Genomic DNA, 18,086 nt, shown 5'->3' on the forward strand with positions numbered 1-18,086 from the left:
ATCGGGGGGAGACATGGCTGGGGCTTCGGCGGCGGCGGGACGGACGAAATCCGTTGCCGTCACTCGTCTGGTGATCGCACAGATCTCTGCGGTGGCGGTGTGGGCCGCAGTGCACGGTGCCACCGGGCGGATGTGGCCGGCGGTAGCGGCGGGCGCGCTCGTCGCGGCGGCCCTGATCATCCCCGTTCGCGGAGTCGATGCGATCACGTTCGCCTCCACACTGGTGCGCTACCGGTTCGGACGACGCGGACACGAAGCGGTCCTGCGCGACTTCCCGCAGCCGGCCGCGCGCCCGATCGGTCTGAGCTGGGACGCTCCATACGTGACGGCGGTCGTCGAAGTCGTGTCGCGGCCCGGGCAGGTCATGCGACTGGGGCGCGACAGCGTCGAGGCCGAGGTCACGCTGCCGCTCGACGCGATCGCATCGTGCCTGCGCCGGCACGACGTCACCCTCGACGGGATCGATGTGGTGACGCACGGATGGCGGGTACGCGATTCGAGCCCGGCAGGGCAGGTCTACGCACACCTGCTGGGTCCGCTGCCCGCTGCAGCCGAGCGAACGGTCTGGCTCGCTCTCCGTCTCGACGTGTCGACCTGTGGTGAGGCGATCGCCCGGCGCGGCGGCGGAGCGGAAGGGGCGGCACGTGCCGTCGCGGCGGCGGCGCGGCGCGTCGTGCGAGTGCTCGACGAAGGTGGTTGTGCGGGAATCATTCTCAGCGCCTCCGACATCGAGAACGCCTCGCGTCGCGTCGCGCACGGTGTCGCGCCGGCCGAATTCGCGCGGCACCCGCATCACGTCCCCCTCCCGATGGGCTTCAACAGCGGCGGCTACTTCGACCCCCGCCGATTCGGTCGGCGAGCAGCGACCAGCGTGTGGACCTATCCCGCCCTCTCCTCGACACTCGTGGTCCGGCTGCGGCCGGGAGATCATGGCGCCGTCCGGGTCGCGGGATCGGCTCGATTCACCACGAGATCGCCTGTCGTTCCCGCGCTGCCCGGACTCCGCTGCCCGTACGGGCTCGACCGGGAGTCGTTGACCGCCGCCTTGCCGGTGGCCGCTCCGCGGCTCGAGCACGTGGCGCCGTTGCGTGATGTGAGTGCCGGCGAACTGGATGGGCTCGCACTGCCACCGGGCGGTTGCGGTCAGCTCATCGGTTCGGACGATGCCGGGCGTGCGGTCACCGTGCGACTCTTCGGCCCCGGGATCCGCTCTGTGCATGTCGCGGGTGAGTTGTACCTGGCACAGCAGGTCGTGTTCAGAGCGGTGGCCGTGGGAGCGCGGGTTCTCCTGTACACCGACCGGGTCGGTGCGTGGCGACCGCTGCTCGACGGTGCTGCCGGACCGGATCGGCTTCGCGTGGCAGGTGAGTACGCCGACGACCGGAAGTTCGACACCGTGGTCTACGACGGCGTGCGGCCCACGACGGTTCCGCCCCAGGTCAGCGCGATTCACGTGCAGATGCACCCGGACAGCCTGCCCGGAGAACGCCCCACGGTCTTGCTTCACCAACCGGGCGCATCGGGAGACCGGATCCTGCTCACGACAGCCGGCACCCGCGTGCGCCTCACGCTCGTGACCATTGCCGCCGAGACCACCCACATCGGACGGCCGCGGAGTCCCGAACCTGTTCCGGTGTCCTGACTGCCCCGCTCAGCCGGGATATTCCGTGCGAGCCTGCCCCGCCCGCACAGTCCGCGCCCACCAATCGATCTGGTCGAGCATGCGCTCCGCCGCGTCGATCGCCGCCCCGTCGGTGGTGGTGCCGTCCTGCGCGAACGCGTGCTTGACGCGGTGGAAGCTCACCGATTCGCGAACCGGCACCATGTGCACCTCGACGACGACCTGCCGGAGTTGCTCGACGGCGCGCAGACCGCCGGACAGCCCGCCGTAGGAGACGAATCCGATCGGTTTGGTGCGCCATTCGTGTTTCACGGTGTCGATCGCGGTCTTGAGGGCAGCGGGATATCCGTGGTTGTACTCCGAGGTGACCACGACGAACGCCTCGGCCGCGCCCACCCGGCGGGTGAACGCGTCGGCTTCGGGTCCTCCCGAGAGATCCTGCGGTAAGGGAGTGTCCGCGAGGTCGATGATTCCCACATCGAATTCTGCTCGGCGCCGAGCGGTCTCGGCGAACCAGTGGGCGACCACCGGTGCGACGCGTCCGGCGCGCACGCTGGCCACGACGATCTCGAGGCGGACCGGCCCGGTCCCGATCTGTGGGTCCATGCCTGCGATCCTAGGCGCGGTCAGGTTGTGAGACCGTGCGTCAGGAGCGCCGCCAGTTCGCGGTAGGCCTGGGCGTCGGCCAGTCCCGTCGCCTCGGCGACCTGCCGTTGCTGGATTCGCACCATCACGGACGCGACGACGTCGGCGACGAAAGCCGCGTGCACGTCGCGGAGATCGCCCGCGTCGACACCCTCGGAGATCAGCGTGCGCACCCGATCTGCCGCCATCCGGGTGTTGCGCTCGTACACCTCGCGCGCGACGGGAGTTCGGGCGATGTCCTCCATGAAGCGCGCGGATGCCGGTTCGAGTTGCCGTCCGACGGCCTCGAGGTAGGTGCGGATCCGCGCTTCCGCTCCTGTACTGCGTGCGAGTTCTGCTTCGACGCGCTCGGTGGCACCCCGGAAGAAGTGCACCGTGACGGCGTAGACGAGCCGGTCCTTGTTCTCCGCGAGCGCGTAGAGCGTGGACTTCGAGCAGTGGAGGCGGGCGGCTATGTCGTCGAGGGTGAGGTGCGCGAAGCCCTCGGCCAGAAACATCGCGACGAGCTGGTCGAACAGTTGTGCCCGGCGCGCTGTCGTCCGGCGCGTCTCCGCTCTTGTCATACTTAGGACAGTACTGCAGTATCGTTCTCAGTACTGTTTTCTGAGGGAGGAATCCTGTGGCTGTCGAGCGTCTTCTGCCCACCCAAGAGGCCTACGACCTGATCGAGCTGACCCGCGATGTCGCCGACAAGGTCCTGGCCCCGCGCGTCGACGAGCACGAGCGCGCCGAGACGTTCCCGGAGGGTGTGTTCCCGGCGCTCGGTGCGGCCGGCCTGCTGAGCCTGCCGTACCCCGAGGAGTTCGGCGGCGGTGACCAGCCCTACGAGGTCTACCTCCAGGTCCTCGAAGAACTCGGAGCCCGGTGGGCTGCGGTCGCGGTCGCGGTGAGTGTGCACGGCCTCTCCTGTTTCGCCCTGGCCACCCACGGCACCGACGAACAGAAGAACGCGTGGCTTCCGGACATGCTCGGCGGCAACACCATCGGCGCGTACAGCCTGTCCGAGCCGCAGGCCGGATCGGATGCCGCCGCCCTCGCGTGCCGGGCGACCGCGGTCGACGGTGGATACCGCATCACCGGATCGAAGGCGTGGATCACCAACGGTGGCAAGGCCGATTTCTACACTCTGTTCGCGCGTACCGCGGACACCGGTTCGAAGGGCATCTCGTGCTTCCTCGTGCCCGACGGAACCGAGGGCCTGAGCTTCGGCAAACCCGAGGAGAAGATGGGCCTGCACGCGATTCCCACCACCGCAGCACATTACGACGACGCATTCGTTCCGGCCGACCGCCGCATCGGCGGCGAAGGCCAAGGGTTGCCCATCGCGTTCAGCGCGCTGGATTCGGGCCGCCTCGGCATCGCCGCCGTGGCCACCGGTATCGCACAGGCAGCGCTCGACGAGGCCACCGCCTACGCCAAGGAACGCAAGGCGTTCGGCAAGCGCATCATCGACCACCAGGGTCTCGGATTCGTCCTCGCCGACATGGCTGCGGCAGTAGACTCCGCCCGCGCCACCTACCTCGACGCCGCGCGCCGCAAGGACGCGGGTCTCCCCTACTCGCGCCAGGCCTCGGTTGCGAAACTCGTCGCGACGGACGCCGCCATGAAGGTCACCACCGATGCCGTGCAGGTACTCGGCGGCTACGGCTACACGCGCGATTTCCCCGTCGAACGGTTCATGCGCGACGCCAAGATCACGCAGATCTTCGAGGGCACCAATCAGATTCAGCGTCTGGTGATCGCACGGTCCCTCGCCGGCTGAGCCGACCGGCAGTCCCCGACACCGGGCGAGTCTCCGTCTAGTCCTAGTCGTGCGCCGATCAGCGCACGGAGCGCGGCGATCTCCGCGTCGAGTGCGGCTCGCCCGGCCGGGGTGATCGTGACCCAGGTACGTGTGCGTCCTCTGCCTTCTTCGCGGACGCTCTCGAGCAGTCCCGCGTCGACGAGCACTTCGAGATGACGGTTCAGGTTTCCGCCCGTCAGCCGCAGCGTTTCCCGGAGCACTGCAGCACGAAGACAGCCGGACTCCCGCTGCGCCGGCCGGCGCGCCACGACATGGGACGGGACGAGACCGTCAGCAGCAACCCGGCACGATGGGCCCGCGGACTTCGCGGGTCGCGACGTTGCGTGCGGCGAGTTCGTCGTCCGCCGGATAATCGACGCGCACGAGCGAGAGTCCGTGCGCGGGCGCGACGGCCACCGATGCGGCGCGCTCGCGCTCCTGCAGCAACGCGGTCATCCATTCGACGCTGCGCCGGCCCTCACCGACGGCGAGGGCAGCACCGACGAGGCTTCGCACCATCGACCAGCAGAACGCGTCGGCGCTGACATAGGCGGTGAGAATGTCACCGTCCCGCGACCAGTCGTAGCGCTGGAGTTCACGGACCGTCGTGGCACCGTCGCGGCGTTTGCAGAACGCGGCGAAATCGTGCAATCCGAGAAGCGATCGGGATGCGCGCTGCATCGCCTCGAGGTCGACGGTCTTCGGCCACGCCACGGTGTCGCGCGCACGCAACGGCTCCGCACCGTACGGCGCCGTCGTCAATCGGTATTCGTAGTGGCGGCGGATCGCGGAGAACCGCGCATCGAAATGCTCCGGCGCCACGGAGATTCCGGTCACCCGGATATCGCGCGGAAGGAACCGTGCCAGTCGCCGGATCCAGCGCGACGGGTCATCGGGCAGTGCCGCCGTGGGCACGTCGACGTGCGCGACCTGACCGGAGGCGTGCACCCCGGCGTCGGTCCGGCCCGCGACGGTGAGCAGCACAGGGGTACGCACGATCGCGCCGAGTTTCTCCTCGATCTCGCCGCACACGGTGCGGCGGCCGGGCTGTCGTGCCCATCCGGAGAAGTCGGTGCCGTCGTACGCGATGTCGAGCCGGAGCCGGGTGAGCTCGGGCCCGTCCGCAACAGCGGGGTCGTGGGAAGCGACGAGCCCGCCGCCCTCGGAAGGGTCGGCGGGCTCGTGTGCTTCAGCAGATGCCGAAACCAAGGGAACTAGTCCTTCTTGGCCTCGTCGGCATCGGCGGCCGTAGCGGTGTCGTCCTCGATCGACTCGATGACGGCATCCGCGTTCTCGACCTGGGCATCGGTGGCGTCGGCCTCGACGGCCTCCACCACGTTGTCCTCGGCAGCCGGAGCAGACTGCGACGCGGCGACGCGGCGAGCGCGATCCGCCTCGTTGCTGACCGTCTTCTCACGGACGAGCTCGATGACCGCCATGGGGGCGTTGTCGCCCTTGCGCGGCATCGTCTTGATGATGCGGGTGTAGCCACCGTTGCGATCCTCGAAGGAAGGACCGATCTCCGCGAACAGCGTGTGGACGACGTCCTTGTTGCGGAGGACCTTCAGCACCTCACGACGCGAAGCCAACGTGTTGGCCTTTGCGTGCGTGACGAGCTTCTCGGCGTACGGGCGCAGGGCCTTGGCCTTGGACTCGGTGGTGGTGATGCGGCCGTGCTCGAAGAGCGCGGTGGCCAGGTTGGCGAAGATCGCCTTCTGGTGCGAGGCCGACCCGCCGAAGCGGGCGCCCTTCTTGGGCTTGGGCATGATTTTCTCCTAGTAACGGACCGTGAGCTGCTACAGCTGCTCGGTCTCGGCGTAGTCCTCGTTGCCGTCGGGCTCACTGAAGGAGCCGGGCTCGGTGTCGCTCCAGGTACCGGTCGCGGCGTCGTAGCCGGCGACGGTGCTGGGGTCGAACGAAGCGGGGCTGTCCTTGAGCGACAGGCCGAGCGAGTGCAGCTTGACCTTGACCTCATCGATGGACTTCTGACCGAAGTTGCGGATGTCGAGCAGATCGGACTCCGTGCGTGCCACGAGCTCACCGACGGTGTGAACGCCTTCGCGCTTGAGGCAGTTGTAGGACCGGACCGTGAGGTCGAGGTCCTCGATCGGAAGTCCGAAGGAGGCGATGTGGTCGGCCTCGGCGGGCGAGGGACCGATCTCGATACCTTCTGCTTCGACATTCAGCTCACGAGCCAGACCGAAGAGCTCCACGAGGGTCTTGCCCGCCGAAGCGAGCGCGTCCCGCGCCGTGATGGAGTTCTTGGTCTCCACGTCGAGAATCAGCCGATCGAAGTCGGTGCGCTGCTCGACGCGGGTCGCTTCCACCTTGTACGTCACCTTGAGCACCGGCGAGTAGATCGAGTCGACCGGGATACGGCCGATCTCGGCGCCGGACGCCTTGTTCTGGACGGCGGGGACGTAGCCGCGACCGCGCTCGACGACGAGCTCGATCTCCAGCTTTCCCTTGTCGTTCAGGGTGGCGATGTGCAGGTCCGGGTTATGGATGGTGACACCGGCCGGGGGGACGATGTCGCCGGCCGTAACGGTGCCGGGACCCTGCTTGCGGACGTACATGGTGACCGGCTCGTCCTCTTCCGAGCCGACCACGAGGCCCTTGAGGTTCAGGATGATGTCGGTGACATCCTCCTTCACTCCCGGAACCGTGGTGAACTCGTGGAGCACGCCGTCGATGCGAATGCTGGTGACGGCTGCGCCCGGGATCGAGGAGAGCAGGGTGCGACGAAGCGAGTTGCCGAGTGTGTACCCGAAGCCAGGCTCGAGGGGTTCGATGACGAACTTCGAACGGTTGTCAGCGATGACCTCTTCGGTCAGGGTGGGTCGCTGCGAAATGAGCATCTGTTGCCTCCTTGTGGGCGTCCGCTATTTGACGCCCTGGTGGATGGGTGTGTGTTTCTCCGGCCCGAAGGACCGGAGAAACACACGGCACGAAGTGCCTTACTTCGAGTAGTACTCGACGATGAGCTGTTCCTGCAGCGGGACGTCGATCTGTGCGCGCTCGGGCAGCTGGTGAACCAGCACCCGCAGACGCGAACCGACGACCTGCAGCCAACCCGGGATCGGGCGATCGCCCTGGGTCTCACGGGCCACCTGGAAGGGCAGCGTGCTCAGCGACTTCTCGCGGACATCGATGATGTCGTACTGCGAGACGCGGTAGCTGGGAACGTCGACCTTCTTGCCGTTGACCAGGAAGTGGCCGTGGCTGACGAGCTGACGAGCCTGACGACGCGTGCGGGCGAGGCCGGCACGGTAGACGACATTGTCCAGACGCGACTCGAGGATGGTCAGCAGCACCTCACCGGTCTTACCGGGACGGCTGGCGGCTTCCTCGTAGTAACGACGGAACTGCTTCTCCATGATTCCGTAGGAGAAGCGAGCCTTCTGCTTCTCCTGCAGCTGGAGCAGGTACTCGCTCTCCTTGATCCGCGCGCGGCCGTGCTGGCCGGGCGGGTAGGGGCGGCGCTCGAAGGCCTGATCGCCTCCGACCAGGTCGACGCGGAGACGACGCGACTTACGTGTAACGGGACCGGTATAACGTGCCATGACTTAGAACCTTTTCCTTTCCCGTATTAGACGCGACGCCGCTTGGGCGGACGGCAACCATTGTGCGGCTGGGGCGTGACGTCGGAGATGGTGCCGACCTCGAGGCCTGCGGCCTGGAGGGAGCGGATCGCGGTTTCGCGGCCCGAACCGGGGCCCTTCACGAAAACGTCGACCTTCTTGACACCGTGCTCCTGCGCCTTGCGGGCAGCGCTCTCGGCGGCGAGCTGGGCGGCGAACGGGGTCGACTTGCGCGAACCCTTGAAGCCGACGTGGCCCGACGACGCCCAGGAGATCACGTTGCCCTGGGGATCGGTGATGGACACGATGGTGTTGTTGAAGGTGCTCTTGATGTGAGCGGCGCCGTGCGGAACATTCTTCTTGTCCCTGCGCCGTGCCTTCTGGGTCTTCTTCGGACCGGCGGTGCGTGACTTGGGAGGCATTACTTCTTCTTTCCTGCGACGGTGCGCTTCGGACCCTTGCGGGTACGGGCGTTGGTCTTGGTGCGCTGTCCACGCACGGGCAGACCACGACGATGCCGCAGGCCCTGGTAGCAGCCGATCTCGATCTTGCGGCGGATATCCGCCTGGACCTCGCGGCGGAGGTCACCCTCGACCTTGTAGCTTTCCTCGATGTGCTCGCGGAGCTTGGCGAGATCCTCGTCGGACAGATCCTTGCTGCGCAGATCCGGGTTCACGCCGGTTGCCGCAAGGATTTCCTGGGAGCGCGTACGGCCGATGCCGTAGATGTATGTGAGTGCGATCTCCATCCGCTTTTCACGGGGTAGATCGACACCTGCGAGACGTGCCATGTGGCATTCCTATTCGGTGTGCGGAGGTCTGCTCCCAGCCCGTCCCCTGCGTCGAAAAACTGTGTAAGTCGATAAACACAGTGGGGCCCCGGCCTCCGAACCGGGGGTTGATCGCACAGCTCCTCGACTGATCGAGGATCGTAACCGTGCGACTGGTGCTGGAAGGTCTTCTTTGCTTGTTGCCAAGCAGATCTTCGAGACGAAGGTCCGATCTAGCCCTGACGCTGCTTGTGACGCAGGTTCTCGCAGATCACCATGACCCGTCCGTTACGACGGATCACCTTGCACTTCTCGCAGATCTTCTTGACGCTAGGCTGAACCTTCACGTGCGTCCGATCTCCTGTATGTGCGCCCCCGGACACGGCTGACCGCGACCGAAGACAGGGTTCCCCCCGACCGTATAGCCGGGGAAGCTTCTACTTGTACCGGTAGACGATGCGTCCACGCGTCAAGTCGTAGGGCGAAAGCTCCACGACCACGCGGTCCTCGGGAAGGATACGAATGTAGTGCTGGCGCATCTTGCCGCTGATATGGGCCAGAACTTTATGACCGTTCTCCAGCTCGATGCGGAACATCGCATTGGGCAGTGGTTCGACAACCCGGCCCTCGACCTCGATTGCCCCGTCTTTCTTAGCCATATCCTCCGCGATCCGTCGTTCGATGTGTGGTTGCATCGGCATCCGATACCGTGACGCTCGGCCTCCGGAAGTCGCGCGAATCGAGATTCGACACGTACCGACCCGGAGCGCAGCGCGCACCACCGGTCAATGCTACGGGAGTTTTCCCACCAGGCCAAATGGAGACGGACGAGGAGGACACGAGTTGCGGGCGCTGATTCAGCGGGTGACGACCGCGTCGGTTGCGGTGGAGGGCGACGAGGTTGCCCGGATCACTCCCCCACCCGGCGGGCACGGTCTGCTCGTGCTCGTGGGGGTGACCCACGACGACGACGCGGCGACAGCGGCGACACTCGCCCGCAAGGTGTGGACGATGCGCATCCTCGACGACGAGAGATCTGCGTCCGATGTGGGTGCTCCGGTGCTGGTCGTCAGCCAGTTCACGCTGATGGCCGACACCCGGAAGAGCCGGCGGCCGTCCTGGTCGGCGGCGGCGCCGCGCAGTGTGGCGGAACCTCTCGTCGAGGAGTTCACGTCCGCGTTGCGTGCGCTCGGCGCACACGTCGAAACGGGAGTGTTCGGCGCACACATGGAGGTGAGCCTCGTCAACGACGGGCCGGTGACCCTGATCGTCGAGGTGTGACGAACGCCGCTACTCGGGGCGCAGCGTGAGGATGCGCGGGCCCGACTCGGTGACCGCGACGGTGTGCTCCCAATGCGCGGCGCGGCTGCCGTCCGACGTGACCACGGTCCAGTCGTCCTCGAGCACCTCGGTCTCGTACGTGCCGAGAGTGAGCATGGGCTCGATCGCGAGCACCGATCCGACCACCAGCTGCGGTCCCTTGCCGGGCGCACCTTCGTTCGCCAGGAAGGGCTCCATGTGCATTTCGCGGCCGATGCCGTGGCCGCCGTAGCCGTCCACGATCCCGAAGGAACGGCCGAACAGCTTCTCGGCGGCGTGCGTGCCGTTCTCGATCGCGTGCGAGACGTCGGTGAGACGGTTGCCCGGAAGCATCGCCGCAATGCCGGCCTCCATCGACAGCCGCGTCGCCTCGCTCAGATCGGCGTCGTCCTGTGCGAGTTCACCGACCCCGAATGTCCATGCCGAGTCGCCGTGCCAGCCGTCGAGGATCGCGCCGCAGTCGATGGAGACCAGATCGCCTTCGGCGAGGATGTCGTCCGCCGACGGGATGCCGTGGACCACGCGGTCGTTGACCGACGAGCAGATCGAACCGGTGAAACCGTGGTATCCCAGGAAGGACGGAACGGCGCCCGCATCGCGGATCACCGCTTCCGCCACCCGGTCGAGTTCCAGGGTGCTCACGCCCGGCTTCGCCGCATCCCTCACCGCAACGAGTGCGGCACCGACGATCGCGCCGGCGGCCGCCATCGCGTCGAGTTCACCGGCCGTACGGAACGGAACCACCTTGCGCTTGCGCCCGAAACCCATGTCGAAACTTCCTACGTGTTACTTGCCGAGCGCTGCGAGCGCCCGGGCGTTGATCTCCTCGACCTCACCGATGGCGTCGACCGTGATGATCGCGTCGCGGTAGTAGTCGAGCAGCGGAGCTGTCTCCTCGCGGTAGACCCGGAGGCGATTACGGATGACGTCCTCGGTGTCGTCGGCGGGGCCGCGCGCGTGCTGGCGCCCGACGACGACGTCCTCGTCGATGACGAAGGACAGCACGCCGTCGAGGGCCACGCCGAGGTCCTGCAGGATGTTCTCGAGTTCCTTGGCCTGCTCGACGCTGCGCGGGAACCCGTCGAGAAGGAAACCGTGTGCCGCGTCGGGCTCGCCGAGACGGTCACGCACCATGTTGTTCGTGATCTCCGCGGGTACGAGGTCTCCCGCGTCGATGTACTTCTTGGCCTCGACGCCGAGCGGCGTTCCCTGCCCGATGTTGGCGCGGAACAGATCGCCGGTCGAGATCGCGGGGACACCGAGCTTGTCGGACAGGATCGCGGCCTGCGTGCCCTTTCCGGCACCGGGAGGACCGAGGAGTACAAGTCTCACTTGAGGAACCCTTCGTAGTTACGCTGCATCAATTGACTTTCGATCTGCTTGACGGTGTCCAGCGCGACACTGACAAGAATGAGCACCGCGGCGCCACCGAAAATGCTCGAGGCGGTCTGGCCCCCGGACAAGAAGAAGTTCGGCAGGGTTGCGATGAGACCGAGGTAGATCGAGCCCGGGACCGTGATGCGGTTGAGCACGAAGCTGAGGTACTCGGCGGTGGGCCGGCCCGGACGGATGCCCGGAATGAAGCCGCCGTACTTCTTCATCTCGTCGGCGCGTTCCTCCGGGTTGAAGGTGATCGCGACGTAGAAGAACACGAAGAAGACGATCAACGCGAAGTAGATCGAGATGTAGACGGGGTTGCTCGGATCGATCAGGTACGTGTTGACGATGCGCTGCCACCAGTTCGGCTCGACCGCCGATGTCGCGCCGGTGAGCTGCCCGATGAGGTTCGGCAGGTACAGCAGCGACGACGCGAAGATGACCGGGATGATGCCGGCCTGGTTGACCTTGAGCGGCAGGTACGTCGACGAACCGCCGTACATGCGCCGGCCCACCATGCGCTTGGCGTACTGGACCGGGATACGGCGCTGGCCCTGCTCGACGAACACGACGCCGGTGATGATGACCAGGGCCACCACGCAGACGATCGCGAAGACGAGGCCGCCGCGCGACTCGAGGATGGTGCGACCCTCGGTCGGGAGCGCCGCAGCGATACCCGAGAAGATCAGCAGCGACATACCGTTGCCGACACCGCGCTCGGTGATGAGTTCGCCGAACCACATGACGACGGCGGCACCGGCGGTCATGACCAGGACGATGATGACCATCGCGAAGATGCTGTCATCGGCGAGGATCGGCTCGGAACAGCCCTGAAGCAGCTGCCCACGGGCGGCGAGGGCCACGATGCCGGTGGCTTGGAGAACAGCGAGTGCGACGGCCAGATAACGCGTGTACTGCGTCATCTTGGCCTGGCCGGACTGGCCTTCCTTGCGCAACTCCTCGAAGCGAGGGATGACGACGGTGAGCAACTGGACGATGATGCTCGCGGTAATGAACGGCATGATGCCGATCGCGAACACCGACAGCTGCAGCAGCGCACCACCGGAGAAGAGATTGATCAACGAGTAGATGCCGGCTTGATCACCACCGGCAAGCTGATCGACACAGGCCTGGACGTTGCCGTAGTCGACGCCCGGGGACGGCACGGTCGCACCGAGGCGATACAGGGCCACGAGACCGAGGGCGATGAGAATCTTCCGCCTCAGGTCCGGTGTCCTGAGGGCCGAAACGAAGGCGGAAAGCAAAGATCCTCCTGGCAGGCCGATCGGGGACGGCGGGTCGACTTCGGACCCGTCGGAAAAGTAGACAACTCTAAAACTCTAACAGTGTGCCCTCAGCGGGCGAGTACGCCGGTAGCGTACTTCAACTCGGTGAAAGCACGAACGGCCGCGATGCAGGGTTCTGCAACGCGGCCGTTCGCGAGCCTTGGCTCACATGATCGAACAGGTCAGACCAGTTCGGTCGTGGTGCCGCCGGCAGCGGCGATCTTTTCCTTGGCGGAGCCCGAGAACTTGTTGGCGGTGACCTGCACGGCCACCGACAGCTCGCCCTCGCCGAGCACCTTCACGAGCTGGTTCTTGCGGACCAGTCCGTTCGAGACGAGCTCGTCGATGCCGATCTGGCCACCCTCGGGGAACACCCGTGCGATGTCGCCGACATTGACGATCTGGTACTCGGTGCGGAATGCGTTCTTGAAGCCCTTGAGCTTCGGGAGACGCATGTGAATCGGCATCTGGCCACCTTCGAAGGCTGCCGACACGTTCTTACGTGCCTTCGTACCCTTCGTACCGCGACCAGCGGTCTTGCCCTTGGAACCCTCGCCACGTCCGACGCGGGTCTTTTCGGTCTTCGCGCCCGGAGCCGGGCGCAGGTGATGCAGCTTGATGGTCATTTTCAGACCTCCTCAACGGTCACGAGGTGACGCACCACGTTGATCAAGCCACGGTTCTGCGCATTGTCCTCGCGGACGACGGACTGACGGATCTTCCGCAGACCGAGGGTGCGCAGGCTGTCCCGCTGATTCGACTTGGCGCCGATGGTGCTCTTGATCTGGGTGATCTTCAGCTCTGCCATTACTTCACGCTCCCAGCAGCCTGTGCACGGGCGCGAAGCATGCCGGCGGGGGCAACTTCCTCGAGGGAGAGACCACGGCGAGCCGCAACCTCTTCCGGACGCTGCAGGCTCTTGAGAGCCGCAACCGTCGCGTGCACCACATTGATGGCGTTGTCGGAGCCCAGGGACTTCGACAGGATGTCGGAGATGCCCGCGCACTCCAGCACGGCACGCACCGCGCCACCGGCGATAACACCGGTACCCGGCGAAGCCGGACGCAGCATGACGATGCCTGCTGCGGCCTCACCCTGAACCGGGTGAGTGATGGTGGTGGCGATCATCGGCACGCGGAAGAAGCCCTTGCGAGCCTCTTCGACGCCCTTCTGGATGGCCGCGGGAACTTCCTTGGCCTTGCCGTAGCCGACGCCGACCAAGCCGTTACCGTCGCCCACGATCACCAGAGCGGTGAAGCTGAAGCGACGGCCGCCCTTGACGACCTTCGACACACGGTTGATCGAGACGACACGCTCGATGTAGTTCGACTTCTCGGCAGCGTTGCCGCCACGCGAGTCGCGGTCACGGCGGTCACGACCGCCGCGGTTGTCACCGCTGCTGCTGCTGTTGGGGTTCTGGCCGGCAGGGCCGCTGCCGCCGTCACGCCGCTGACGTCCCGGCATCAGGCGTTCCTTCCGTTCGAAAAAGTCATCATCAGAACTTCAACCCGCTTTCGCGAGCCGCGTCCGCGAGGGCCGCGATGCGGCCGCTGTAGGTGTGGCCACCGCGGTCGAAGACCACGGCCTCCACGCCGGCAGCCTTGGCGCGCTCGGCGATCAGCTGACCGACCTTCGCGCCACGAGCCTTCTTGTCGCCCTCGACAGCACGCACATCGGGTTCGATGGTCGAAGCTGCGGCGAGGGTCGTACCCGTCAGGTCGTCGATCAACTGCACATGCATGTGACGCGACGACCGGTTCACGACGAGACGCGGACGCTCGGTGGTGCCGGAGATCTTCTTGCGGAGGCGGAAGTGACGACGCGTCTTCGAGAGGCGACGCGTGGTGGACACGTCCTTGCCGCGCGGAATGCGCTTTGCCTTCTGGTTCTCGGTCTGGCTCATGATCACTTACCCGTCTTTCCGACCTTGCGACGGACCTGTTCACCCTCGTAGCGGATGCCCTTGCCCTTGTACGGGTCGGACTTGCGCAGCCGGCGGATGTTGGCAGCGATCTGGCCGACCTTCTGCTTGTCGATCCCCGTGATCGAGAACTTCGTCGGGGTCTCGACGGCAAACGTGATGCCCTCGGGCGCTTCGATCAGCACCGGGTGGCTGTAGCCCAGGGAGAACTCGAGGTCCTTACCCTTGAGGGCCACGCGGTAGCCGACACCGAAGATTTCCATCTTCGTGGTGTAGCCCTCGGTCACGCCGACGATGAGGTTCTGCACCAGGGTCCGGGACAGACCGTGCAGCGCACGGCTGCGACGCTCGTCGTTCGGACGCGTGACGTTGATTGCTCCGTCATCACCCTTGGTGACGACGATGGGCTCGGCGACCGTCAGCGAGAGGTTGCCCTTGGGGCCCTTCACTGCGACGGCCTGGCCATCGATGTTCACCTCGACACCCGAGGGGACGACTACGGGGAGTTTTCCGATTCGCGACATTGTGGTGGCCTCCCTTACCAGACGTAGGCGAGGACTTCCCCGCCCACCTTCTGCTTGGCCGCCTGGCGATCGGTGAGCAGGCCGGAAGACGTGGAGATAATCGCCACGCCGAGGCCGCCCAGGACCTTGGGCAGGTTGGTGGATTTCGCGTACACGCGCAGGCCGGGCTTCGACACGCGGCGCACGCCTGCAAGGCTGCGCTCACGGGAAGGGCCGTACTTGAGGTCGACGATGAGGGTCGTGCCCACCTCGGCGTCCTCGGTGCGGTAGTCGGAGATGTAGCCCTCGCGCTTGAGGATCTCGGCGATGTTCACCTTGATCTTCGAGGACGGGAGCTTGACCTCGTCGTGGTACGCCGTATTGGCGTTACGCAGACGTGTCAAGAAGTCTGCGATGGGGTCGGTCATGGTCATGGCTGACCTGTACACCTTTCTCGGTGCGGTTCCCATACAACACCGGGATATATCCCGGCCGTGGGCCTACATCGAACTCGGTTTCGATGCGGGTCCGCGGCAGATGCCGCAGACCCATGACAGCGTGGCGGTGGGCGGAGGCCGTCGGCGCTCCGCCCACCGTTCACGTCACCAGGAGCTCTTGTGAACTCCCGGAAGCTCACCGCGGTGTGCCATCTCGCGAAGGCAGATGCGGCAGAGTCCGAACTTGCGGAAGACCGAATGCGGGCGTCCGCAGCGCTGGCAGCGGGTGTAGGCGCGCACCGCGAACTTCGGCTTCTTGTTGGCCTTGTTGACCAGTGCCTTCTTAGCCATGGGCTCAGTTCTCCTTGAACGGGAAGCCGAGGTGCTTGAGCAGGGCACGGCCTTCTTCGTTGTTGGTGGCGGTCGTGACGACGGTGATGTCCATGCCGCGCGGGCGGTCGATCTTGTCCACGTCGATCTCGTGGAACATCGACTGCTCGTTCAGGCCGAACGTGTAGTTGCCGTTTCCGTCGAACTGGTTGCCGTTGAGGCCGCGGAAGTCCCGGATACGGGGCAGCGCGATGGACACGAGACGGTCCAGGAACTCCCACATGCGGTCGCCACGAAGCGTGACGCGGGCACCGATCGGCATGCCTTCGCGCAGCTTGAACTGTGCGATGGACTTACGTGCCTTGCGGATCTCGGGCTTCTGGCCGGTGATCAGGGCGAGGTCGTTGACCGCGCCGTTGATCAGCTTCGCGTCGCGGGCGGCGTCGCCGACACCCATGTTGACGACGACCTTCACGACGCCGGGGATCTGCATGACGTTCGCGTAGCCGTATTCCGACTGCAGCGCGTCGCGGATCTCCTCGCGGTACCGCACCTTCAGGCGCGGCATGGTCTTGGTCTCAGTGGTGGTCATGTCAGATGTCCTTCCCGTTCTTCCGGGAAATCCGAACGCGCTTGCCGGTCTCCTCGTCGACGCGGTAGCCCACGCGCGTGGCGTTGCCGTCCGAGTCGATGACCGCAACGTTGGAAACGTGGATCGGGGCCTCTTGCGTGACGATGCCGCCGGTGGAGGCACCACGCTCGTTGGCCGAGACTGCGGTGTGCTTCTTGATGCGGTTCACGCCCTCGACGAGGACACGGTTCTGCTTCGGGTAGGCCTCGATGACCTTGCCCTTGGCGCCCTTGTCCTTACCCGAGATGACGAGAACGGTGTCGCCCTTGTGCACCTTCATCACAGCACCTCCGGAGCAAGCGAGACGATCTTCATGAAGCGCTTGTCGCGAAGCTCGCGACCGACGGGTCCGAAGATGCGGGTTCCGCGAGGATCGTTGTCGCCCTTGATGAGGACGGCAGCGTTCTCGTCGAACTTGATGTACGAGCCGTCCGGCCGGCGGCGCTCCTTGGTGGTGCGCACGATAACGGCCTTGACGACCTCACCACGCTTGACGTTGCCGCCGGGGATCGCCTCCTTGACGGTGCCGACGATGATGTCACCGATACCGGCGTAGCGACGGGACGAGCCACCGAGAACGCGGATGCAGAGAATCTCCTTGGCACCCGTGTTGTCGGCGACGCGCAGTCGCGACTCCTGCTGGATCACTTACTTCTCCTTGACCTGGATTGGTATGTACGTCAGATTTCCGACCTGGACGTACGCGGTCGTCGTTTGCTCGCGGCGCACATGCGCTGGGCGCACGGGTCCCGTGAGCAACCCGTCCAGAGTAGGCCATATACCGTACCCAGGGCAAATTAGCGAACCGTGTGCTCGGTCCCATGCCCCGGGTCCGGCTGTGCCGGCCCGTTCCGTACGTCACTACGGCGAAGAACAGCACCCCCACCACCCGAGTGATCGGGTGCCGGGGGTGCTGTCGAGGTACTTCACCGACGATGCCGGAAGCCTACTTGGCCTTCTCGAGCACCTCGACCAGACGCCACCGCTTCGACGCGGACAGCGGACGGGTCTCCATCAGCTGCACGCGGTCGCCGACGCCGGCGAGGCTGTTCTCGTCGTGTGCCTTCACCCGGGTGGTACGGCGGATGATCTTGCCGTACAGCGGGTGCTTCACACGATCCTCGAGCTCGACAACGATGGTCTTTTCCATCTTGTCCGAGACGACATAGCCGATGCGAACCTTGCGGCTCGCGCGCTCTTCGTTTGTGCTCACTGTCTTTTCCTCACTCATGCCACATCACCCGTGTTCGGGCCGGTGGCCAGTCCGAGCTCACGCTCGCGCAGCACCGTGTAGATACGTGCGATCTCGTTGCGAACGACACGCAGCCGACGGTTGTTGTCCAACTGTCCGGTGGCCATCTGGAAGCGCAGGTTGAACAGCTCTTCCTTGAACTCACGGACCTTGTCGGCCAGCTCTGCGTCGCTCAGCTCGCGGAGTTCCGCGGCGGGGGTACCGGTAGCCATCAGAACTGCTCCTCCCTCGTCACGATGCGGCACTTGCAGGGGAGCTTGTGCATCGCGCGACGCAGGGCCTCGCGAGCAATCTCCTCGTTCGGGTAGCTCATCTCGAACAGCACCCGACCGGGCTTGACGTTCGCGACCCACCACTCGGGGGAACCCTTACCGGAACCCATGCGGGTTTCGGCCGGCTTCTTCGTGAGGGGGCGATCCGGGAAGATGTTGATCCAGATCTTGCCGCCACGCTTGATGTGCCGGGTCATGGCGATACGAGCGGACTCGATCTGCCGGTTGGTGATGTAGGCCGGCTCGAGAGCCTGGATGCCCCACTCACCGAAGGTCACCTGGGTTCCGCCCTTGGCGGCACCCGTACGGCTCGGATGGTGCTGCTTGCGGTGTTTGACCCGCCGTGGGATCAACATGC

The 18,086-nt window shown here is 65.6% G+C and carries 30 protein-coding genes; 3 read left to right on the plus strand and 27 right to left on the minus strand.

Annotation, left to right across the window (positions count from 1 at the left end; translation table 11 throughout):
- Positions 1-1,642: type VII secretion protein EccE (gene eccE, locus TVH25_RS03080; protein ID WP_422423339.1), on the plus strand; the 1,642-nt coding region annotated here is incomplete at its 5' end.
- 9 nt (positions 1,643-1,651) lie between these two features.
- Here the strand turns inward: eccE and TVH25_RS03085 are convergent.
- Together TVH25_RS03085 and TVH25_RS03090 are read right to left on the minus strand one after the other, a co-directional pair.
- Positions 1,652-2,227 (minus strand): NADPH-dependent FMN reductase, encoded by a 576-nt coding sequence (locus tag TVH25_RS03085; protein WP_169619950.1) that lies wholly within the window; start codon positions 2,225-2,227, stop codon positions 1,652-1,654.
- Between the two features lie 20 nt (positions 2,228-2,247).
- Positions 2,248-2,829, minus strand: coding sequence for a TetR/AcrR family transcriptional regulator (locus TVH25_RS03090; RefSeq protein ID WP_296551755.1), 582 nt, complete (start codon positions 2,827-2,829; stop codon positions 2,248-2,250).
- A 56-nt stretch (positions 2,830-2,885) separates the two neighbouring features.
- Here TVH25_RS03090 and TVH25_RS03095 point away from each other — a divergent pair, with 56 nt between their 5' ends.
- On the plus strand, positions 2,886-4,028 hold the full coding sequence (locus tag TVH25_RS03095) for an acyl-CoA dehydrogenase family protein (RefSeq protein WP_378528785.1): 1,143 nt from the start codon (positions 2,886-2,888) through the stop codon (positions 4,026-4,028).
- On the opposite strand, the gene TVH25_RS03100 is transcribed toward TVH25_RS03095, so the two are convergent.
- The 9 genes from TVH25_RS03100 to infA all read right to left on the minus strand — a co-directional run bounded on the left by TVH25_RS03100 (position 3,992) and on the right by infA (position 9,058).
- Complete coding sequence (locus tag TVH25_RS03100; protein ID WP_422423340.1) at positions 3,992-4,318, minus strand: transcriptional regulator; 327 nt, start codon at positions 4,316-4,318, stop codon at positions 3,992-3,994. The genes TVH25_RS03095 and TVH25_RS03100 overlap by 37 nt on opposite strands.
- A gap of 22 nt (positions 4,319-4,340) precedes the next feature.
- Positions 4,341-5,258 carry a tRNA pseudouridine(38-40) synthase TruA gene (truA, locus tag TVH25_RS03105; RefSeq protein WP_169619955.1) on the minus strand — a complete coding sequence of 306 codons (918 nt, stop codon included), beginning with the start codon at positions 5,256-5,258 and terminating at the stop codon, positions 4,341-4,343.
- Between the two features lie 5 nt (positions 5,259-5,263).
- Entirely contained in the window at positions 5,264-5,815 is a 552-nt protein-coding gene (gene rplQ, locus TVH25_RS03110) for a 50S ribosomal protein L17 (protein ID WP_169619956.1), read from the minus strand.
- Positions 5,816-5,845: 30 nt separating this feature from the next.
- Positions 5,846-6,907 carry a DNA-directed RNA polymerase subunit alpha gene (locus TVH25_RS03115; RefSeq protein WP_169619957.1) on the minus strand — a complete coding sequence of 354 codons (1,062 nt, stop codon included), beginning with the start codon at positions 6,905-6,907 and terminating at the stop codon, positions 5,846-5,848.
- Between the two features lie 99 nt (positions 6,908-7,006).
- Positions 7,007-7,612, minus strand: a complete 606-nt coding sequence (gene rpsD / locus TVH25_RS03120; RefSeq protein ID WP_169619958.1) for a 30S ribosomal protein S4 — start codon at positions 7,610-7,612, stop codon at positions 7,007-7,009.
- A 26-nt stretch (positions 7,613-7,638) separates the two neighbouring features.
- A complete protein-coding gene (rpsK, locus tag TVH25_RS03125; protein WP_072699591.1) occupies positions 7,639-8,052 on the minus strand; it encodes a 30S ribosomal protein S11 in 414 nt (137 codons plus the stop codon).
- Positions 8,052-8,420 carry a 30S ribosomal protein S13 gene (gene rpsM, locus TVH25_RS03130; protein ID WP_072699592.1) on the minus strand — a complete coding sequence of 123 codons (369 nt, stop codon included), beginning with the start codon at positions 8,418-8,420 and terminating at the stop codon, positions 8,052-8,054. Before rpsM ends, rpsK begins: the two co-directional genes overlap by 1 nt.
- 212 nt (positions 8,421-8,632) lie before the next feature.
- On the minus strand, positions 8,633-8,746 hold the full coding sequence (gene rpmJ / locus TVH25_RS03135) for a 50S ribosomal protein L36 (RefSeq protein ID WP_003938068.1): 114 nt from the start codon (positions 8,744-8,746) through the stop codon (positions 8,633-8,635).
- 90 nt (positions 8,747-8,836) lie between these two features.
- A complete protein-coding gene (infA, locus tag TVH25_RS03140) occupies positions 8,837-9,058 on the minus strand; it encodes a translation initiation factor IF-1 (protein ID WP_005140011.1) in 222 nt (73 codons plus the stop codon).
- Between the two features lie 184 nt (positions 9,059-9,242).
- Between infA and dtd the strand changes: the two genes are divergently transcribed.
- The gene (gene dtd / locus TVH25_RS03145; RefSeq protein WP_169651617.1) at positions 9,243-9,680 is read left to right on the plus strand and encodes a D-aminoacyl-tRNA deacylase; all 438 of its coding nucleotides are present in this window, start codon (positions 9,243-9,245) and stop codon (positions 9,678-9,680) included.
- A gap of 9 nt (positions 9,681-9,689) precedes the next feature.
- Here dtd and map read toward each other — a convergent pair whose 3' ends face one another.
- The 16 genes from map to rplP all read right to left on the minus strand — a co-directional run bounded on the left by map (position 9,690) and on the right by rplP (position 18,084).
- Positions 9,690-10,487, minus strand: coding sequence for a type I methionyl aminopeptidase (map, locus tag TVH25_RS03150; protein WP_169619960.1), 798 nt, complete (start codon positions 10,485-10,487; stop codon positions 9,690-9,692).
- 18 nt (positions 10,488-10,505) lie between these two features.
- Complete coding sequence (locus TVH25_RS03155) at positions 10,506-11,051, minus strand: adenylate kinase (RefSeq protein ID WP_422423343.1); 546 nt, start codon at positions 11,049-11,051, stop codon at positions 10,506-10,508.
- Positions 11,048-12,361 (minus strand): preprotein translocase subunit SecY, encoded by a 1,314-nt coding sequence (gene secY / locus TVH25_RS03160; RefSeq protein WP_169619962.1) that lies wholly within the window; start codon positions 12,359-12,361, stop codon positions 11,048-11,050. Before secY ends, TVH25_RS03155 begins: the two co-directional genes overlap by 4 nt.
- Positions 12,362-12,564: 203 nt before the next feature.
- Positions 12,565-13,008 carry a 50S ribosomal protein L15 gene (gene rplO, locus TVH25_RS03165; protein WP_169619963.1) on the minus strand — a complete coding sequence of 148 codons (444 nt, stop codon included), beginning with the start codon at positions 13,006-13,008 and terminating at the stop codon, positions 12,565-12,567.
- A 2-nt stretch (positions 13,009-13,010) separates the two neighbouring features.
- Positions 13,011-13,190, minus strand: a complete 180-nt coding sequence (gene rpmD, locus TVH25_RS03170) for a 50S ribosomal protein L30 (protein WP_006554593.1) — start codon at positions 13,188-13,190, stop codon at positions 13,011-13,013.
- On the minus strand, positions 13,190-13,846 hold the full coding sequence (gene rpsE / locus TVH25_RS03175; protein WP_169619964.1) for a 30S ribosomal protein S5: 657 nt from the start codon (positions 13,844-13,846) through the stop codon (positions 13,190-13,192). Before rpsE ends, rpmD begins: the two co-directional genes overlap by 1 nt.
- Positions 13,847-13,877: 31 nt before the next feature.
- On the minus strand, positions 13,878-14,285 hold the full coding sequence (gene rplR / locus TVH25_RS03180) for a 50S ribosomal protein L18 (RefSeq protein ID WP_169619965.1): 408 nt from the start codon (positions 14,283-14,285) through the stop codon (positions 13,878-13,880).
- 2 nt (positions 14,286-14,287) lie between these two features.
- Positions 14,288-14,827 carry a 50S ribosomal protein L6 gene (gene rplF / locus TVH25_RS03185; RefSeq protein ID WP_169619966.1) on the minus strand — a complete coding sequence of 180 codons (540 nt, stop codon included), beginning with the start codon at positions 14,825-14,827 and terminating at the stop codon, positions 14,288-14,290.
- 14 nt (positions 14,828-14,841) lie between these two features.
- Positions 14,842-15,240 carry a 30S ribosomal protein S8 gene (gene rpsH, locus TVH25_RS03190; RefSeq protein ID WP_169619967.1) on the minus strand — a complete coding sequence of 133 codons (399 nt, stop codon included), beginning with the start codon at positions 15,238-15,240 and terminating at the stop codon, positions 14,842-14,844.
- 168 nt (positions 15,241-15,408) lie between these two features.
- Positions 15,409-15,594, minus strand: a complete 186-nt coding sequence (locus TVH25_RS03195) for a type Z 30S ribosomal protein S14 (protein ID WP_006554598.1) — start codon at positions 15,592-15,594, stop codon at positions 15,409-15,411.
- Between the two features lie 4 nt (positions 15,595-15,598).
- Positions 15,599-16,165, minus strand: a complete 567-nt coding sequence (gene rplE, locus TVH25_RS03200) for a 50S ribosomal protein L5 (protein WP_169619968.1) — start codon at positions 16,163-16,165, stop codon at positions 15,599-15,601.
- A 1-nt stretch (position 16,166) separates the two neighbouring features.
- Entirely contained in the window at positions 16,167-16,484 is a 318-nt protein-coding gene (rplX, locus tag TVH25_RS03205) for a 50S ribosomal protein L24 (protein WP_072699603.1), read from the minus strand.
- Complete coding sequence (rplN, locus tag TVH25_RS03210; protein ID WP_072699604.1) at positions 16,484-16,852, minus strand: 50S ribosomal protein L14; 369 nt, start codon at positions 16,850-16,852, stop codon at positions 16,484-16,486. The genes rplX and rplN overlap by 1 nt, the downstream gene beginning before the upstream one ends.
- Positions 16,853-17,150: 298 nt before the next feature.
- Entirely contained in the window at positions 17,151-17,435 is a 285-nt protein-coding gene (gene rpsQ, locus TVH25_RS03215) for a 30S ribosomal protein S17 (protein ID WP_378606331.1), read from the minus strand.
- Positions 17,432-17,668 (minus strand): 50S ribosomal protein L29, encoded by a 237-nt coding sequence (gene rpmC / locus TVH25_RS03220; protein WP_072699606.1) that lies wholly within the window; start codon positions 17,666-17,668, stop codon positions 17,432-17,434. Before rpmC ends, rpsQ begins: the two co-directional genes overlap by 4 nt.
- Complete coding sequence (rplP, locus tag TVH25_RS03225) at positions 17,668-18,084, minus strand: 50S ribosomal protein L16 (protein WP_072699607.1); 417 nt, start codon at positions 18,082-18,084, stop codon at positions 17,668-17,670. The genes rpmC and rplP overlap by 1 nt, the downstream gene beginning before the upstream one ends.
- Positions 18,085-18,086 lie beyond the last annotated feature (2 nt).

It is taken from the genome of Rhodococcus sp. 7Tela_A2 (assembly GCF_049311045.1).
Lineage (GTDB): Bacteria > Actinomycetota > Actinomycetes > Mycobacteriales > Mycobacteriaceae > Rhodococcus.

Coding starts and splice junctions, on each gene's coding strand:
- rplF (WP_169619966.1), bottom strand. CDS start 14,827: ATGTCGCGAATCGGAAAACTCCCCGTAGTCGTCCCCTCGGGTGTCGAG.
- rpsH (WP_169619967.1), bottom strand. CDS start 15,240: ATGACCATGACCGACCCCATCGCAGACTTCTTGACACGTCTGCGTAAC.
- rpsQ (WP_378606331.1), bottom strand. CDS start 17,435: ATGAGTGAGGAAAAGACAGTGAGCACAAACGAAGAGCGCGCGAGCCGC.
- map (WP_169619960.1), bottom strand. CDS start 10,487: ATGGGTTTCGGGCGCAAGCGCAAGGTGGTTCCGTTCCGTACGGCCGGT.
- TVH25_RS03085 (WP_169619950.1), bottom strand. CDS start 2,227: ATGGACCCACAGATCGGGACCGGGCCGGTCCGCCTCGAGATCGTCGTG.
- rplE (WP_169619968.1), bottom strand. CDS start 16,165: ATGACCACCACTGAGACCAAGACCATGCCGCGCCTGAAGGTGCGGTAC.
- TVH25_RS03115 (WP_169619957.1), bottom strand. CDS start 6,907: ATGCTCATTTCGCAGCGACCCACCCTGACCGAAGAGGTCATCGCTGAC.
- rplX (WP_072699603.1), bottom strand. CDS start 16,484: ATGAAGGTGCACAAGGGCGACACCGTTCTCGTCATCTCGGGTAAGGAC.
- rpsM (WP_072699592.1), bottom strand. CDS start 8,420: ATGGCACGTCTCGCAGGTGTCGATCTACCCCGTGAAAAGCGGATGGAG.
- rpsE (WP_169619964.1), bottom strand. CDS start 13,846: ATGCCGGGACGTCAGCGGCGTGACGGCGGCAGCGGCCCTGCCGGCCAG.
- TVH25_RS03195 (WP_006554598.1), bottom strand. CDS start 15,594: ATGGCTAAGAAGGCACTGGTCAACAAGGCCAACAAGAAGCCGAAGTTC.
- TVH25_RS03090 (WP_296551755.1), bottom strand. CDS start 2,829: ATGACAAGAGCGGAGACGCGCCGGACGACAGCGCGCCGGGCACAACTG.
- rpmD (WP_006554593.1), bottom strand. CDS start 13,190: ATGGCAGAGCTGAAGATCACCCAGATCAAGAGCACCATCGGCGCCAAG.
- rplP (WP_072699607.1), bottom strand. CDS start 18,084: ATGTTGATCCCACGGCGGGTCAAACACCGCAAGCAGCACCATCCGAGC.
- rpsK (WP_072699591.1), bottom strand. CDS start 8,052: ATGCCTCCCAAGTCACGCACCGCCGGTCCGAAGAAGACCCAGAAGGCA.
- rplQ (WP_169619956.1), bottom strand. CDS start 5,815: ATGCCCAAGCCCAAGAAGGGCGCCCGCTTCGGCGGGTCGGCCTCGCAC.
- rplR (WP_169619965.1), bottom strand. CDS start 14,285: ATGAGCCAGACCGAGAACCAGAAGGCAAAGCGCATTCCGCGCGGCAAG.
- rplO (WP_169619963.1), bottom strand. CDS start 13,008: ATGACCATCAAGCTGCATCACCTGCGCCCGGCTCCGGGCGCGAAGACC.
- infA (WP_005140011.1), bottom strand. CDS start 9,058: ATGGCTAAGAAAGACGGGGCAATCGAGGTCGAGGGCCGGGTTGTCGAA.
- rpmC (WP_072699606.1), bottom strand. CDS start 17,668: ATGGCTACCGGTACCCCCGCCGCGGAACTCCGCGAGCTGAGCGACGCA.
- rpsD (WP_169619958.1), bottom strand. CDS start 7,612: ATGGCACGTTATACCGGTCCCGTTACACGTAAGTCGCGTCGTCTCCGC.